Below are 14,829 nucleotides of genomic sequence, written 5' to 3' on the forward strand. Positions count from 1 at the left end.
GTATCGTGAGGACGCCCGCCGGTCAGCCGATTCGTACCACTACCACTGATAGCGCGCGGTACCGATGACCGAACGATCGGAGCCGTAGTAGCACTGCGTGGCGCTGTTGCAATAGGCGATGTACTGGCGGTTGAACAGATTGTTCACGTTGATCGCGAAGTGCCAGTTGCGCACGTCGTAGTACACGGCCGCATCGACGAGGAAGTGGCTCGGCACCTCGAAGGTATTCGCCGTGTCTCCCGCGGCAGCACCGATGTAGCGCGCACCGCCGCCAAAGCCGAGCCCGCGCAGTTCGCCCGTATGCAGCGTGTAGTCGAGCCACAGCGAAGCCATATTGCTGGGGTCGCCCGTCGGAGGCGTCTTGCCGAGCGAGGGATCATCAGGGGCCGCCGCCGTGACCGTTTGATTCAGGTAGGCATAGGAGGCGATCACGTTGAGGCTGTCGGTCAGGCTGATGCGCGCCTCGGCTTCGAACCCGCGCGAGCGGATCTCCCCTGTCTGCGTCATGAAACCCGGATGATCGTCGTCCAGTGTCTCGACGTTCTGCTGGCGCAGATCGAAAGCGGCGAGCGTGAAGAGCGCGTTATACCCCTTCGGCTGGAACTTCACCCCGACCTCGTACTGCTTGCCACGAGTCGGCTGGAACGGTGTGCCGTCGAACGTGCTGCCGGCCTGCGGCTGGAATGACGTCGCGTAGCTCGCGTACGGCGCGATACCCGAGACCAGTTCATACGAGAGCCCGGCGCGCCACGTGAACGCGTGCTGTTGACTCTGCGAGTCCGCGCCATCGATCGTGTCGGAGCTTCGCGCCCAGTCCTGACGGCCACCGATCGTCAGCGTCCAGTCCTTGTAGCGCAGTTGGTCTTGCGCGTAGAGGCCAAGTTGCGTCTGCCCGATGTACTCCTTCGTCGTGTCGGACACATAGGGGATATCGCTGTAGTCGGGATCGAAGATATCGATCGTGCCGAGCCCGTAGCCGCGGTTGATGCGGTCCGTCACGCGCTGCACGTCCAAGCCGAACAACACGGTCTGGCTGACCGGGCCCGTGGCGAATTTCGCCTGCATCTGCGTATCGACGGTGTAGTTGTTCAGGTGCTCGTCATTGTTGTTGGTAAAGAGGCCCGCCGTGCGCTGATCGCTCGCAAGAGAACCAAAAATCGAGTTCTGGTAGTACTGCAGATCCTGATGCAGGTAGCGCACGTTCTGGCGGATCGTCCACGTGTCGTTGAACGCGTGCTCGAACAGATAGCCGATCGAGAACTGCTGGCGATTGAGGCGGTCGGTGTCCGGATTGCCGAGATAGTCGTGCGACGAGATATGACCGTTGATGTTCGGCAGGATCGTGCCCGCTGCGGGCACCGGATTGAAGAGCCCGCCCTGCGGGTCGTACTGGTAGTTGCTGAGCAGCGTGAAGCTCGTGTCGCGGTCCGGGCGGAACGTCACGGATGGCGCGATGGCGACGCGCTGTTCCTTCACGTTGTCGGTCTGCGAATCGGCATCGCGCGCGAGGCCCGTCACGCGATAGAGGATCGTTCCGCTCGGGTCCACCGGGCCGCTCATATCGAACATGCCTTGATAGCGATTGTCACTACCAATCTGCATCTGGATCTCATGGAACGCGTAGTCGGTCGGCAGCTTGCTCGTCATGAGCACGGCACCACCGGGACTCGCCTGCCCGTACAGCACCGATACCGGACCACGGACCACGTCAATGCTGTCGAGGAAGTACGGGTCGATGCGCGGGTTCGCGTACCACGTCGTTCGCATGAGGCGCATGCCGTCGAGAAAGGTGTCGCCGTCGAGGCTGAAGCCGCGCACGGTGATCTGGTCGAAGCGCAGATCGTTGTCCTGCGTCGTTACACCCGGGACGTAGCGGATTGCAGCGTCGACCGTCTGCGCGGCCTGCGCATCCATCTGGTCGCGCGTCACGGTCGATACCGACTGGGGAATCTCGGTGACTGGCGTATCCGTTTTCGCGCCCGCTACGCTGCGCTTCGCCACGTACCCTTGTGTACCCGACTCGTCCGCACGAGACGAAGTGACGACGACGGGTGCCAGCGTGCCGGAATCAACACCCGTCTCAGCCTGCGCTGCGTGGCTGGCCGGTGTGCCGCCGCCATCCCCGACCGACTGGGCGTGCGCGGCAGTAGCGCCGGCTAGCCACGCCGCCAGAACCGCACCCTGCACCCTTTTAACCCGAACCCGCTTCGATCCCCGATAACCCATTCCTGCACCTTTTCCCAACGCGCATGTTATAGAAAAACCAAAACAATAATGAGAATCGTTACTATTTTGATTCGCAATTTCTTGCCGAAAACCAACAGACGTGAAAGGATATCGTCTGCGTTAATGCACTGTCTTGCCACCAAACACGGCGAAACAGACAAGTTTTGGCAGTGTCAGAACATGGTGGGAGAGATGGATCCAATATGGCGAGCGCAGTTCGGCTTCGAGTACAAAAAGCAGCCGCGGCCGGTCATGGCACGTGGCTCGCACTACCCGAACGGGCATCGCGAGATCTGGCATTCGCACGAGCAGGCGCAGCTGTTTTATCCGATGAACGGCGCGGTGCGTGCGCTCACGCCCATGGGCAGCTGGATGCTGCCGCCGATGCGGGCGATATGGCTGCCGCCCGGGGTCGATCACGAGCTGCACACGATCGGCGCGGTCCAGTCCTATAGCGTCTATCTGGAGCCAGACGCAGCGCCGTGGCTGTGGCCGACATGCCGCGTGCTGCTCATCACGCCGCTGCTGCACGAACTCATCATGGCGCTCGCGCAGCAGCCTCACGACTACGGGGAAGAAAGCCTGGGCAACCACATCGCGGTGTTGCTGCTCGCTGTGTTGCGCGACGCCCAGTCAACGACGCAAGGCAGCTTGCCGCTACCGAGCGACCGCCGCTTGCGCACGATCTGCAGCCGCCTGCTGGCCAAGCCCGACAACGATGACACGCTCGAAGCATGGAGCGAAACAGTGGGCGCCAGCGCGCGCACACTCGCACGGCTCTTTCGCCAGGAAACGGGACTGACGTTCGGCCAGTGGCGCCAGCAGTTGCGCCTCGTGGAGGCGATGGCGAGACTGGCTCAGGGCGATTCCGTCGCCCAGGTTGCTGACCAGCTGGGCTACCAGAGCAGCAGCAGCTTTATTGCCATGTTCCGGCGCTCGCTAGGAGAAACGCCGCAGCGGCTGCTCAAGCGAGGCTGAGCAGCCGCTTCGAGTCTGCAGAATAGTGAGGCGCCACATACGCGCCGCGCGGACGTCTAGTCGAGCGCCGTAGAGACCGTATGTCTCTGACCCAACACAGCCCGACAGGACCGGCCTTTGCCGACCCTGAACTGCCCTTAAAGCCAACGCCTCGTATTTGTCCGGTCGCAAGGTGAAGCGGCCATTCGCGCGCGAGGAGCGCGCGCCTCGGTGACCGAGGCGTCTTTCTTATCAGCTCAAATCCTTACTGCAGATGCGCCGACCGCCGCAACAGATTGGCCGACTTGTTCGAGTCCGATCGCCCGAAAAAAAATAAAACAAGGCGGAACAATCTTCAGCCTACAGGTGTTGAGAAAGGGACGATTGCGACGGCTTGCATCGAATGCTTATTCGAGCGCGTGGCTCCAAAAGATCCATGTACGCGGCGGCTATTGATTTTCAAGCGTTCACACACCGCACATCGCAGTTGCACGTCTTCATTGTTAGACATCAACCCACATCCGTCTTTATAGCGAGACTCAAAGAAAATGAAGCTCAAGAACAATGTAGTAATGCTAAGCATTATGGTGTGTGCGGCATCGGCAGCATTGACCGCTTGCGGCGGCGGCGATCACGACAATAACAACAGCGGCAGCAACACGCCGCCTACGATGGGCCAGTTCCGCGCGACGGTGCTGACCTCCGACGGCAGCGTGACGGCCGCGAACATCGACCCGAACCTGCAGAACGCATGGGGCCTCGCGGAAAGCAAGACGAGCACGATCTGGAATTCGGACAACGGTACCAAGAAGTCGTCGCTGCATGACGGCAACGGTGTGACGCAATCGCTGGTGGTCGACATTCCGCCGAACGTCGCAGGCGCGGCGGCTGGTCCGACGGGCATGGTGAACAACCCGAGCACGACCGACTTCGTGATCACGGCGAGCGGAAAGTCCGCACCTGCCGTGTTCATGTGGGCTACCGACGCGGGCACGATCGCCGGCTGGTCGCCGAATGTGCTGCCGACCACGGCCGTCAACATGCATGACGACAGCGCCAACGGAGCGGTCTATAAAGGCCTGACGGTCTCGAGCAACAACGGTGCGAACTTCCTGTACGCAGCCGACTTCCATAACAAGACGGTCAACGTGTTCGACACGACGTTCACCAAGGTCAATCTCGCAGGCAGCTTCACCGACCCGAATCTGCCGACAGGCTTCTCGCCGTTCGGTATTCAGGCAATCGGCACGTCGATCTTCGTTGCCTACGCCGAGCTCGGCCCGGACGGCAAAACTCAGGTGAAGGGTGCAGGCCTGGGCCTCGTCGACCAGTTCGACACCGCGGGTAATTTCGTCAAGCGCCTGGTATCGAACGGCGGCGTGCTGAACGCACCGTGGGGCATGGTGATGGCGCCGGCGAACTTCGGTGCGGCGAGCAACCAGCTGTTGATCGGCAACTTCGGCGACGGCGCGCTCAACATGTTCAGCCCGACCACCGGCGCGCTGGAAGGGCCGCTGCTGCAGACCAACGGCCAGCCGTTTGTACAGTCTGGTCTGTGGGGTCTGCTGTTCGGTAACGATACGAACAACCAGCCGTCGAACACGCTGTTCTACTCGGCTGGCCCGACGCCGACGACGGGTGTATTCGGTCGCATCGACGTGATGCCCTGAAGCGCAAGTTCACGATTTAGGTCGACTGCCTAGCTGCTGCGGCCCGCGCATAGCGCGGGCCGCAGCTTTATCTGCGAGGCGATGCGATCTTGTCGTGCAAGTATGGGTACCTTGTCGGCGATCCACATCGCCGTGTGGACTGACCACTGTTGGCCGGCAAGCGTCCACTCGCCGGCCTTCATCTACTCACACTTCCGTTTGCTCAGCCATCTCGAGGGCATCGTCGACTTCGATGCCGAGGTAGCGGACCGTGTTCTCGAGCTTCGTATGTCCAGGCAAAAGTTGCACTGCGCGGAGGTTCTTCGTTCGCCGGCAGATCAGTGACGCCTTCGTGCGTCGCATTGTGTGCGTCCCGTATGTGCTGTCGTCTAGGCCAATCGATGCGATCCATCGGTGGACGATCCGCGAGTATTGTCGGGTGGAGGTGTGAGGCGATCCGCGCAACCTGCTCGGAAACAGGAAGTCGCTCGCCATGAGCTTCGCGGTGCGAATCCAGTTCGCGACGCTTTCACTTGCCCTCCAAAGCCTTTCTTGCCGGACCCGAACTCGCAAACTAGTTTTTCTACTCTGGATCGCAAGTTCTTCTCATTTGTCGGGACGGCAGTGGCTGACCAAAATGGTCTTCATCGAGAACGCCAACGGTTCTCGCCACTGACCTCACGGAGATGACATATGAAGCTGCAAAACAAGATTGCTTTGATCACGGGCGGCACCTCGGGCATCGGCCTGGAAGCGGCAAAGCTGTTCATCGCTGAAGGTGCAAAAGTCGCAGTGATCGGCACGAATCCGGAGCGCTTGCAAGCCGCCGCTCAAACGCTTGGCGACGATGCCCTCGTGCTCAGCGCTGATTTGCGCAATCCGGCCGACATTGACCGCGCGATCGGCGATGTGGCCGCAACGTTCGGCCGCATCGATATCGTCTTTGCGAATGCCGGTGCAGCCAAGGCCGCACCGCTCGAAGGCATCACGCCGGAGATGATCAGCGACCAGTTCGCGCTGAATTTCACGGGCCTGTTCCTCACCATCCAGAAAGCCTCACCGCTCATTTCCAAGGGCGGCAGCATCGTGGCGACAACGTCGTTTCTTAACGCGGTTGGCGCACCCGGACTGTCGATTCTCTCTGCGACGAAGGCTGCGATCCGTTCCCTGGTCCGCTCGCTTGCCGCCGAACTCGCTCCGCGCGGCATCCGCGTCAATGCAGTGAGCCCCGGCCCGATCGCGACGCCGTTCCATACGAAACTCGGTTTGACCGATAACCAGTTGTCAGAAGCGGCTGCCGCGATCGAAGCACAGGTACCGCTGAAGCGCTTTGGTCAACCCATCGAAATCGCGCGTGCAGCGCTGTTCCTCGCGAGCGACGATTCATCGTTCACGACGGGTTCCGAATTTGTGGTCGACGGCGGACTGACGCAAATCTAAGCGAGAGACGGCATCGATTCGCGTTACCGGATACGATGCCGTCGTCCGACCCATTCAACGGAGCCCAATGATGCAGTCCGACATTCACGCGCTGGCTACCTATCCTCGCTTCAGCCTGATGGACGGCGCAACGCCCATCCAGCGACTCGACCGACTCGAGAAAACAGTGATTGGTTAGCTGAGATTGGTCAGCTGCAAGTGGTTGGCTGCAATTGGTTAGCTGTATTCGGCAGGCCTTGAAAGAGCCCGCCATCACACGGGAACCCATGCCATGCGCGCTCCAAACAACCTGAACGCACTCCGCGCATTCGAAGCGGTGTCGCGACACCTGAGCTACGCTGCTGCGGCGGAAGAACTCAACGTCACGCCCGCGGCGGTCGGTCATCTGATTCGCGGACTGGAGGACACGCTCGATGTCGAACTCTTTCACCGCGCCTCATCCGGCGCGACTCGGCTCTTTCTCACGGACGCAGCGAGATCGGTGCTGCCTGCTCTCCAATCCGGCTTCGACCTGTTGTCCGAGGCGGTCGAACAATTAAAGGCCAGCAAGTCACGCACGCGGTTCACGGTTACGGTACCTGCCGCGTTTGCCAACCAATGGCTCCTGCGACGCGTCGAGCGATTCCAGCAGAAGCATCCGTACTTCGATCTTCACATTGACACGAGCAACCGTCTCGCGGATTTCACCACCGATCGCATTGACGTCGGCATTCGCTATGGTGCGGGCGTGTGGCCCGATCTCGTCTCGACCTATCTGCTGCGCGACGAATTCTTCCCGGTGTGCAGTCCTTCCTTGATGCGCGGCAGACATCGGCTCAGGACACCCGCCGATCTGCAAGACCACCTGTTGATTCACGACGTCTCGATGCAATCGAGCGGCGTCTTTCCGACGTGGCAGTCCTGGCTACAGAAGGCCGGATACAAGAACGTCGTCGACTGCAATCGAGGCATCCAGATCAACGATTCCGCGGCCGCCTACCAGACGGCGATAGCCGGCAACGGCGTGGCACTCGGCCGTACGACGCTTGTCGAACACGATCTTCAGGAGGGGCGACTCGTTCAGCCCTTCGATATGGTGCAGCGATGCGAGCTTGCGTATTACCTGGTGCACCGCAAGTCCGCAGAGAATCTGCCTTCGGTGATCGCGTTCAAGGAATGGTTGATCGAGGAGGCTGGCACTCGCTACTCGCAACGGGGAGCGTGACCGATATTCTGGCCGGTGCAACGCGTCATGGATGGTGGCATGGCGCTGTGACCGCTCATTGTCGACCCGAGGCTGTCGAACCACCTCCAGGGTCGAGTGGCGCGCCCGTGGAGCATGCCACCCGAATTGCCTGGTTCTGGTTCGGACTAAGGTCCCGTCAGGATTTGATGAATGCGAGAAGGTCGGGGTTGAGAACGTCCGCGTGAGTGGTCAGCATGCCGTGCGGGTAGCCGGGGTATGTCTTCAGCGCACCGTTCACGAGCAGATTGACCGCGCGGGGCACCGCGCTGGCGAACGGCACGATCTGATCATCTTCGCCGTGCATGACCAGCACCGGCACAGTGATCTTCTTCAGATCTTCGGTGTAGTCCTCCAGCCAGGACGATACGGTCTCGTAGTGAGCCTGAGCGCTGCCGGCCATGCCCTGGCGCCACCAGTTCGCGATCACTGCCTCAGACGGCTTGGCGCCCGCGCGGTTAAATCCATAAAACGGACCCTCCGGGACTGCCCGGTAAAACTCCGACCGGTTGCCAAGCACGCCGGACCTAACCGCATCGAACCACTCCCGCGGCTGGCCTCCAGGGTTCGCGTCGGTTTTCACCATGTTCGGCGTCAACGAGGCCACCAGTGCCGCCTTGGCGACGCGCTCCTGGTGGCGAGCGACGTAGCGGGCGACCTCGCCGCCGCCGGTGGAGTGCCCGATGTGGATCGCGTCGCGGAGGTCGAGGTGTTCGGTCAGTGCTGCGAGGTCGGCTACCCAGGTGTCCATGTCATTGCCGGTGCCCACTTGATCGGATCGCCCATGCCCACGTCGGTCATGGGCGATCACCCGGTAGCCGTGTTGAAGAAAAAACATCATCTGGGCGTCCCAGTCGTCGGCCGACAAGGGCCAGCCATGGCTGAAGACGATCGGTTGACCGGAACCCCAGTCCTTGTAGAAGATCTTTACGCCGTCCGGGGTGGTAATCGTAGGCATTGCTGTACCTCCTATAGGAAATTGATTGAAGAGTTGGTTTTCTGCGAGACATCGAGAATGCTGATGGCGGCCACTTGCGAACTCTTATTTCATGCGCACGCAAAAACGTGCGAGCAGAGCGCGCGCCGACAACGCTGCGATGGGCTCCATATCCCTCGGCGCGACGTCCCTTCTGCTGCCGCTTGAACGCATCGAGTACAAGAATCGGCCTGTGATTGAGCTCTCGGGGTGCGGCGACCGCGTCCATGAGAACTCCAACTGGGCGCTTGGCTCGTCGATACGGCAGCCGTTGAAATATAGGTATCCGTTGCCTCGATGACAAAGACTTTGTAAGCTTTGAGCTATGCCTCACAGGCATACAGGAGAGCCAATGGAACTTCGACATCTACGATATTTCGTTGCGGTTGCTGAGGAAGGAAGTCTGTTGACGGCCGCCCAACGACGGCTACACACATCGCAGCCGTCACTGAGCCGGCAGATCCGCGATCTTGAGAATGAAGTGGGTGCGAAATTGCTGGAGCGCCAGGCACGCGGCGTGGCGCTTACCTCGGCTGGGAGAGTTTTCCTTGATCACGCGCGGCTGGCGCTGCTTCAAGTCGAAGCGGCAGTCGACGGTGCGCGGCGTGCGGAAATGCCTGAAAAACCCATCCTGGCGATGGGCTTCCTTGCTGGGCAGGAAGTCGTATGGTTGCCGCACGCGCTGCGCATCCTCCGCGAGGAAGCACCGGATGCGGAGATCACACTGTGCAGCCAATCTTCCCCTGAACTCGCTCTCGGGCTGATGCGAGGAAAGCTAGACGTCGCTTTCCTTCGCCCCGAGAAAGAGACCGTTGGCCTGTCATTTAAAGTCTTGGCGAAGGAGCCGCTGATCGCCGTACTACCGGCCGATCATCGACTGACGTCGCGCAAGAGGATTCGGCCGCAGGATCTGGCCAGCCAAATTTACGTCAGTTCCTCCAAGATTTCTCCTGTACTCGAAACGGTGATTCAGCGCTACGCATCGAGTGTCGGCATAACGCTCAAGGCAGGATACGAGGGCGAAAACCTGCCGTCCGCAATGTCGCTCGTTACGTCTACGGGTGGCGTTACGCTTATCCCACTGTATGCGCAAAATATGCTGACACCCAACGTCGTTGCAAGAGCGCTTGACGGCGTACCCCCGACGATCGATCTCGTCTTGGGATACAGCGATGCAAATACCAACCCGTTACTTCTTCGGCTGCTGTCTCGTGCGGACGAGTTGGTCGCAAATGTTGAAGATCAAAGCATCATTCGCTATGCCGTCTAGGTTGTGGATGCCGGCTCGGTCGCTTCGAGATTGAATGCCCGCTTTGCCAGACAGGCCGTCGTCTGATTGCTTGCGCACGATCGAAGCGCCGGGTGCTTCGACGGACGCAACATCGCCCCCGATCGCAGCAACCTATGCGCAGCGATCCACCAGCGTGGACTCGCGTGCACGGTCAATGTCCGGGCTTCGATACGATCTTTCCGGTATCTCCGCGAGTCTGGACGGATGCACTTGCTCGCTCAGCCCGTAAAACTTCTGGAAGCTCATAATCAAAGGCACCCACTTGTCAGGATCGATGCGATCGACGTGACCGTCCATCAGCAGTTCGGGCTGAACATGCACGCGCTGAATGCGCACTTCGACCAGCGTAATCGCCCCGCGTAGTTCCGCACTGTCTTCCCCGATGCCGTGACTTGCCGCGACGACCGCTTCAAGATGAATCGGGCATTCCAGTGCACGAGGCGCTTGTACGGTCTCGGATTCCACGCGCGTCATCCCTGCGCGGCCGAACTTATCGGGTTCGTAGGTGTACCCCCTGGCAAGTTTGGACTTAGGAACGGGATATGTACCCGTCGTGCGTGCGATTCGATCGACAGCGCTCGCCTCGTGGATCGACGGCAAATTCAGAACGCATTCACCGGTGCGAAGCAGGTTGCGTGTGGTCTGCGATCCAGACGCAATACCCAGCACACCTCGCCAGCCTAACCAAAACGCCGAAGATATCGGTGCGAGATTGTGTGTCCCGTCCTCGTTGACGGTGCTGACTAAAACAACCGGGGTGCCGAAATAGAGGATGTTGGGTTCGGCAACAATATGGCGCGTATTCATGGATACCTTGCTCTCTCTGAGTGAATGGTTCCATGTTGCGTGCTGTACGCGCTTATTGCTCTCCGATTCTTGCTTTCGCAATTCCGGTCTGTGAACTCGCAAGCCGCTCGGCACCGTTCTCGCAGCATCTGGACAAGTTTTATCCGTAGACGCTGCTTCATGACTCATGCGCGGTAGTGAGAGCGGGATGATTGAGAGCGTGTGATTTGCGCCGCTGTGATGAACGCCTTGGCTGCGTCGAAGATTTTATGGAGCCAACTTCGATACGGCGCGCGCGAGCTCTTCCAGCGTCGTGCCACCTAAGCTTTTCAAAAGCGCTTGTTGTGCGCTATCCAGCGCTATCTCGAGCTTCGCATTGACGGCTCGCTCGACCGGACAATGCGGATGATCGGCCGACGCTCCGATCGCAAAGACGTTCTCGCTCTCGAGCGCCTCGAACACGTCTCGTGCCGTGATCATTTTCGCCGCGCGTGCGAGCCGCCACCCGCCACCCCGCCCTCCGGTAGATGTCACCAGCCCGCTGTCGCGCAACCGGCCCATCACACGTCGGACCACGACGGCGTTGGTCTGGAGCATCAGGGCAATCGTCTCAGACGTCTCAGTGCCGCCGAGCAAATGCATGTGCACCAGCACATGCAGCATGCGCGCGAGGCGGGTGTCGTGTCGCACCGGGTCTCTCCCATGAAGCGCAATCGATGAGGTTAATACGGTTGACGATAGCACAAAGCGCAACCTATGATGTTACGGAAAAGTCATGGAGAGCTTAGATGCCTGCAACCGACGAACGTAAGATCCGCACAAACGGTATCGACATGCACATCGTGCAGCAAGGCGAAGGGCCAATGATCCTGCTATGTCATGGATTTCCGGAGACCTCGCATTCCTGGCGTCATCAACTGCCTGCGTTGGCGCAAGCCGGGTTTCGCGCGGTCGCGCCGGATATGCGGGGCTACGGGCAAACGGATAGTCCGGCGGCGGTTGCTGCGTTCGGCATACAGCATCTAGTCGCCGATATGGTCGGCGTGCTCGATGCATTGGGCGAATCTCAGGCGATCATCGTCGGTAGCGATTGGGGCGCGACTGTTGCGTGGCAGGCTGCGCTGACGCGCCCGGATCGTTTTCGCGGTGTGATGGCGCTCGGCGTGCCGATGATGGCGTCGCCCCCTGTGCCACCTACGCAGCTCTTTCCACAAACAGCGGACGCCCTGCTCTACACGCTGTACTTTCAGGCCGAGGGACCGGCCGAGACTGAATTTCAGCGCGACATCAGGCAAGCGCTTCTGAAGATTCTGTTCTGGGCGTCGGGCGATGCCGGCCCACGAGCTATCGACACCACCATACCCAGTCCATTTTCGATGGTGTCGCGCTCACAGGGCTTGCTTGCGGCGCTTCCCATACCTTCGAAGCGACTAGCGTGGCTCGAGCAAGAAGACCTCGATACCTACACCCAGGCCTTCGCACACAGTGGATTCAGAGGTGGTCTGAACTACTACCGCAACCTTGACGCAAACTGGGCACTGGAGCGTTCCCGTGACGATCCGAAGATCGAGGTGCCAGCGGCATTCATCGCGGGTGAACGCGATCCTGGTTTGAGCATTCCGGGCATGCAGGAAATCATTGCGGCGATGCCAGCGCTTGTTCCGCGGTTGCAGTCGACGGCAATCATTCCGGATTGCGGGCACTGGGTTTCGCAGGAGCGCCCTGAGGAACTGTCATCCGCCATTATCGAGTTTGCCAGTCGCATCGACCGACTGTAACGGCAGCCGTTTCCGGCTCACGTTCTTCGCAACACCGTACCGCGGCAAACAATTGCCCGGCGTGTTCTTGCGAAACGAACGCGCAGAAGCGCCCGTGGTGCTCGTGATCGGCGGCGCCGATACCTGTTTCCAAGACCTGGTCCTGACTGTGGCGCGCAATCTGTTCGAGCGCGGCTATTCGGTCGCGTTGGTCGATCTGCCGGGACAGGGCCGCAACCAGGCCAACGGACTCTATTGGGAAGCTGAAGCGGCGCCGACGGCCCCGTGCAGGTGAACGGACGGCTGCGGCTCGCGCAGGAATGCTGCGGCTGGCTCGACGAACTCTTTGCTGCGCGTGCCTCGATCGATTGATCGGGCACAATGGCTGCGCGGCGTTTGCCGTTTGCCGTTTGCCGTTTGCCGTTTGCCGTTTGCCGTTTGCCGTTTGCCGTTTGCCGCTTGCCGCTTGCCGCTTGCCGCTTGCCGCTTGCCGCTTGCCGCTTGCCGCTTGCCGATTGCCGATTGCCGATTGCCGGGAGGAAAACACTGCCATGCAACGTGCGCTCAACCTCGTCACTCAGTGGCTCGAGAGAATAGATCCGGGCACGCATCGACGCATCAAAGGGCTGCGGCTCGTCACGGCCTACGGCATCGCGCTGGCGCTCGGCACGTTGCGCGATCTCGCTACGCTTGTGCCCGCGGGCCTATCGCTCGGTGCGCTCGCCGGCAGTTTTGCGTTGTGGGCAAGCGTATCCGAAGCACGTACCACGCGTTACGAGTCGAGCCGCGATCTGGTCGCGTTATGTTTCGCCGCGGCGGTCGGCGCGACCCTCTTTGCATCGCTTGCGCCACTCACGTTCGCTGCGCACGTGCCGGGTCTCGCCGGCAGCGAATGGATTCTGATCACTGGTGCGTTCGCGGTCGGTGCGTTCAAGCGCTATGGCGTACTGGGCGCAGGCATCGGCTCGCAAATCTACATCGGCGAACTCACGGCTTATACGCTGAAGGCGAGTACCGCGGACTGCCAGGCCATCGTCGTCGCGGCAGCGATCGCCTGTATCTCGGCGATCGCTGCCGCGCCTGCTAAGCGGTCCCGCGGAGAAGCCCGCGTTGATGGCCGCCCTCGCGACCGTACCGGCCAAACGATCGGGCGGCTATCCGGCCGAATTCGTCATGGGTCTGCAAGCGGCGAGCGCAGCGTTAGCGATCGTCGTGCTCAACAGCGTGTTCCGCCTGACTGAGTCGGCATGGGCTATCACTGCATGCGTGTATGTGATTAGCGGAACGGCGGCAGGCACGCTCGAGCGCGGGCGGCGAAGAGTCGTCGGCACGTTGATCGGCGTGCCGCTCGCGCTCTGTCTTTTGCCGGTGCTCTCGCACGCCCCGTTGCTAATCTGGTGCGCCGCGTCGATCGCGATGGTCATCTATGCGATGGCTTTGCCCGAGCGCTACGACGTTGCGTGCGGTGCATTCGCCTTCACGCTGTTGTTGACACTCGCTGCAGGAGGGGAACATTCGATGTCGGTACTGGTTGCGAGGCTGTGGGAGACCGTGCTCGGCGTTGCCATCGGCGTGGCAAGCGGCCTACTCGTCATGCCGCTGCGCGACGACGCTTCGCATTCGATCGATTGACCCGGGCGTGTGAGTGCCCCTCCCCCACGCCAATAGGATCTGCCGGTTACACAAGGTCGGAATGATCGTTCAGCCTGTTCTCACCGCCGCGTGAATCAATACTCGCCGAGCTAAATCGCTCAAGGTCGGACACCGTGGCCGGCGCCGCAGCGCTAGCGACGACAACCACAATCATTCTGTGCTGCGCTTGCCTCCGCCACTGGCCATGCTGGCGAATACGCCGTCCTTGCGGACCAACGCGTGATACATAGCCGCCATGAAATGCATGCCGAATGTCCCTGCCAAAAGAATCGCCAGCGTGATGTGTGCCTTTTTCAGCGCGTGGTACAGGTGAATGTTGTGCGGCATGATCGACGGCAGGTGCAGCCATCCCATCAGGATGATCGGCGGCCCCTCGGCCGATACCATCGACCACCCGACCAGCGGCATGGCGAACATCAACGCATACAGCGCGAAGTGAGACGCTCTCGCTGCCCGGCGTTGCACGACAGGAATGTCCGAAGGCAGGGGCGGAATGTTGCTGTTGAGCCGCACGCAAATCCGGACGAGCGCGAGCAACAGTATGGAAATGCCCAGTGGCTCATGGAGCCAGAGCAGGTCTTCATCCAGACCGATCCCCAGCATCGTGAGAATCATGATGGCCATGCTCCAGTGAAGCGCTCGAGCAAAAAAGCCGAAGTGATGAGTATGAGTATGCACGGGCTGAAGTCCTTTCAGATACAGAAGATGTACCCGAGGCATCTCATGCGATGCTCCGAGCGTTCGTTAGGCAAACCCAAATAAATTCAAACGACGTCGCCTATAAGACGCGGCTCGCTCGCTGTCTATTCCCGAAAACCCCACGAAATCCGACCTCGCCTTGTGCGCCGGATTCTTCTCGAGCAATGGGAATA

Annotated in this window: 14 protein-coding genes and 1 pseudogene; 9 read left to right on the forward strand and 6 right to left on the reverse strand. The window is 60.5% G+C overall.

Features of this window, described 5'->3' with window-relative positions; all coding sequences use genetic code 11:
• Positions 1-39: 39 nt before the first annotated feature.
• Positions 40-2,226 (reverse strand): TonB-dependent siderophore receptor, encoded by a 2,187-nt coding sequence (locus ACMFWR_RS24700; RefSeq protein ID WP_413195013.1) that lies wholly within the window; start codon positions 2,224-2,226, stop codon positions 40-42.
• A 192-nt stretch (positions 2,227-2,418) separates the two neighbouring features.
• Here ACMFWR_RS24700 and ACMFWR_RS24705 point away from each other — a divergent pair, with 192 nt between their 5' ends.
• On the forward strand, positions 2,419-3,204 hold the full coding sequence (locus ACMFWR_RS24705) for an AraC family transcriptional regulator (protein WP_413195014.1): 786 nt from the start codon (positions 2,419-2,421) through the stop codon (positions 3,202-3,204).
• Positions 3,205-3,755: 551 nt separating this feature from the next.
• Positions 3,756-4,853 carry a TIGR03118 family protein gene (locus tag ACMFWR_RS24710; protein ID WP_413195015.1) on the forward strand — a complete coding sequence of 366 codons (1,098 nt, stop codon included), beginning with the start codon at positions 3,756-3,758 and terminating at the stop codon, positions 4,851-4,853.
• Between the two features lie 186 nt (positions 4,854-5,039).
• Here the strand turns inward: ACMFWR_RS24710 and ACMFWR_RS24715 are convergent.
• A pseudogene (locus ACMFWR_RS24715) lies at positions 5,040-5,360 on the reverse strand (tyrosine-type recombinase/integrase); the annotation flags it as partial.
• Positions 5,361-5,525: 165 nt separating this feature from the next.
• Between ACMFWR_RS24715 and ACMFWR_RS24720 the strand changes: the two are divergent.
• Positions 5,526-6,272: an SDR family oxidoreductase gene (locus ACMFWR_RS24720; RefSeq protein WP_413195016.1), complete on the forward strand. Its 747-nt coding sequence runs from the start codon at positions 5,526-5,528 to the stop codon at positions 6,270-6,272.
• Positions 6,273-6,543: 271 nt separating this feature from the next.
• On the forward strand, positions 6,544-7,476 hold the full coding sequence (gene gcvA, locus ACMFWR_RS24725) for a transcriptional regulator GcvA (RefSeq protein ID WP_413195017.1): 933 nt from the start codon (positions 6,544-6,546) through the stop codon (positions 7,474-7,476).
• Between the two features lie 157 nt (positions 7,477-7,633).
• Here the strand turns inward: gcvA and ACMFWR_RS24730 are convergent, their stop codons facing one another.
• Entirely contained in the window at positions 7,634-8,452 is an 819-nt protein-coding gene (locus ACMFWR_RS24730) for an alpha/beta fold hydrolase (protein ID WP_413195018.1), read from the reverse strand.
• Between the two features lie 370 nt (positions 8,453-8,822).
• On the opposite strand from ACMFWR_RS24730, the gene ACMFWR_RS24735 reads away from it, so the two are divergent.
• Positions 8,823-9,740: a LysR substrate-binding domain-containing protein gene (locus tag ACMFWR_RS24735; protein WP_413195019.1), complete on the forward strand. Its 918-nt coding sequence runs from the start codon at positions 8,823-8,825 to the stop codon at positions 9,738-9,740.
• Positions 9,741-9,872: 132 nt separating this feature from the next.
• Here ACMFWR_RS24735 and ACMFWR_RS24740 read toward each other — a convergent pair whose 3' ends face one another.
• On the reverse strand, positions 9,873-10,568 hold the full coding sequence (locus ACMFWR_RS24740; RefSeq protein ID WP_413195020.1) for a flavin reductase family protein: 696 nt from the start codon (positions 10,566-10,568) through the stop codon (positions 9,873-9,875).
• Between the two features lie 246 nt (positions 10,569-10,814).
• Positions 10,815-11,237, reverse strand: a complete 423-nt coding sequence (locus ACMFWR_RS24745; RefSeq protein WP_413195021.1) for an RrF2 family transcriptional regulator — start codon at positions 11,235-11,237, stop codon at positions 10,815-10,817.
• A gap of 98 nt (positions 11,238-11,335) precedes the next feature.
• On the opposite strand from ACMFWR_RS24745, the gene ACMFWR_RS24750 reads away from it, so the two are divergent.
• The 4 genes from ACMFWR_RS24750 (at position 11,336) to ACMFWR_RS24765 (ending at position 13,936) form a co-directional block, all read left to right on the forward strand.
• Positions 11,336-12,325: an alpha/beta fold hydrolase gene (locus ACMFWR_RS24750; RefSeq protein WP_413195022.1), complete on the forward strand. Its 990-nt coding sequence runs from the start codon at positions 11,336-11,338 to the stop codon at positions 12,323-12,325.
• A gap of 67 nt (positions 12,326-12,392) precedes the next feature.
• Positions 12,393-12,599, forward strand: coding sequence for a hypothetical protein (locus ACMFWR_RS24755; protein ID WP_413195023.1), 207 nt, complete (start codon positions 12,393-12,395; stop codon positions 12,597-12,599).
• Between the two features lie 256 nt (positions 12,600-12,855).
• Positions 12,856-13,545, forward strand: a complete 690-nt coding sequence (locus ACMFWR_RS24760; RefSeq protein WP_413195024.1) for a hypothetical protein — start codon at positions 12,856-12,858, stop codon at positions 13,543-13,545.
• A complete protein-coding gene (locus ACMFWR_RS24765) occupies positions 13,478-13,936 on the forward strand; it encodes an FUSC family protein (protein WP_413195025.1) in 459 nt (152 codons plus the stop codon). Before ACMFWR_RS24760 ends, ACMFWR_RS24765 begins: the two co-directional genes overlap by 68 nt.
• Positions 13,937-14,107: 171 nt before the next feature.
• On the opposite strand, the gene ACMFWR_RS24770 is transcribed toward ACMFWR_RS24765, so the two are convergent.
• Positions 14,108-14,635: a cytochrome b gene (locus tag ACMFWR_RS24770; protein ID WP_413195026.1), complete on the reverse strand. Its 528-nt coding sequence runs from the start codon at positions 14,633-14,635 to the stop codon at positions 14,108-14,110.
• Positions 14,636-14,829: the final 194 nt, after the last annotated feature.

The organism is Pararobbsia alpina, assembly GCF_965118125.1.
Taxonomy (GTDB): domain Bacteria; phylum Pseudomonadota; class Gammaproteobacteria; order Burkholderiales; family Burkholderiaceae; genus Pararobbsia; species Pararobbsia alpina_A.

Coding starts and splice junctions, on each gene's coding strand:
- ACMFWR_RS24700 (WP_413195013.1), bottom strand. CDS start 2,226: ATGGGTTATCGGGGATCGAAGCGGGTTCGGGTTAAAAGGGTGCAGGGT.
- ACMFWR_RS24705 (WP_413195014.1), top strand. CDS start 2,419: ATGGATCCAATATGGCGAGCGCAGTTCGGCTTCGAGTACAAAAAGCAG.
- ACMFWR_RS24710 (WP_413195015.1), top strand. CDS start 3,756: ATGCTAAGCATTATGGTGTGTGCGGCATCGGCAGCATTGACCGCTTGC.
- ACMFWR_RS24720 (WP_413195016.1), top strand. CDS start 5,526: ATGAAGCTGCAAAACAAGATTGCTTTGATCACGGGCGGCACCTCGGGC.
- gcvA (WP_413195017.1), top strand. CDS start 6,544: ATGCGCGCTCCAAACAACCTGAACGCACTCCGCGCATTCGAAGCGGTG.
- ACMFWR_RS24730 (WP_413195018.1), bottom strand. CDS start 8,452: ATGCCTACGATTACCACCCCGGACGGCGTAAAGATCTTCTACAAGGAC.
- ACMFWR_RS24735 (WP_413195019.1), top strand. CDS start 8,823: ATGGAACTTCGACATCTACGATATTTCGTTGCGGTTGCTGAGGAAGGA.
- ACMFWR_RS24740 (WP_413195020.1), bottom strand. CDS start 10,568: ATGAATACGCGCCATATTGTTGCCGAACCCAACATCCTCTATTTCGGC.
- ACMFWR_RS24750 (WP_413195022.1), top strand. CDS start 11,336: ATGCCTGCAACCGACGAACGTAAGATCCGCACAAACGGTATCGACATG.
- ACMFWR_RS24760 (WP_413195024.1), top strand. CDS start 12,856: ATGCAACGTGCGCTCAACCTCGTCACTCAGTGGCTCGAGAGAATAGAT.
- ACMFWR_RS24765 (WP_413195025.1), top strand. CDS start 13,478: ATGGGTCTGCAAGCGGCGAGCGCAGCGTTAGCGATCGTCGTGCTCAAC.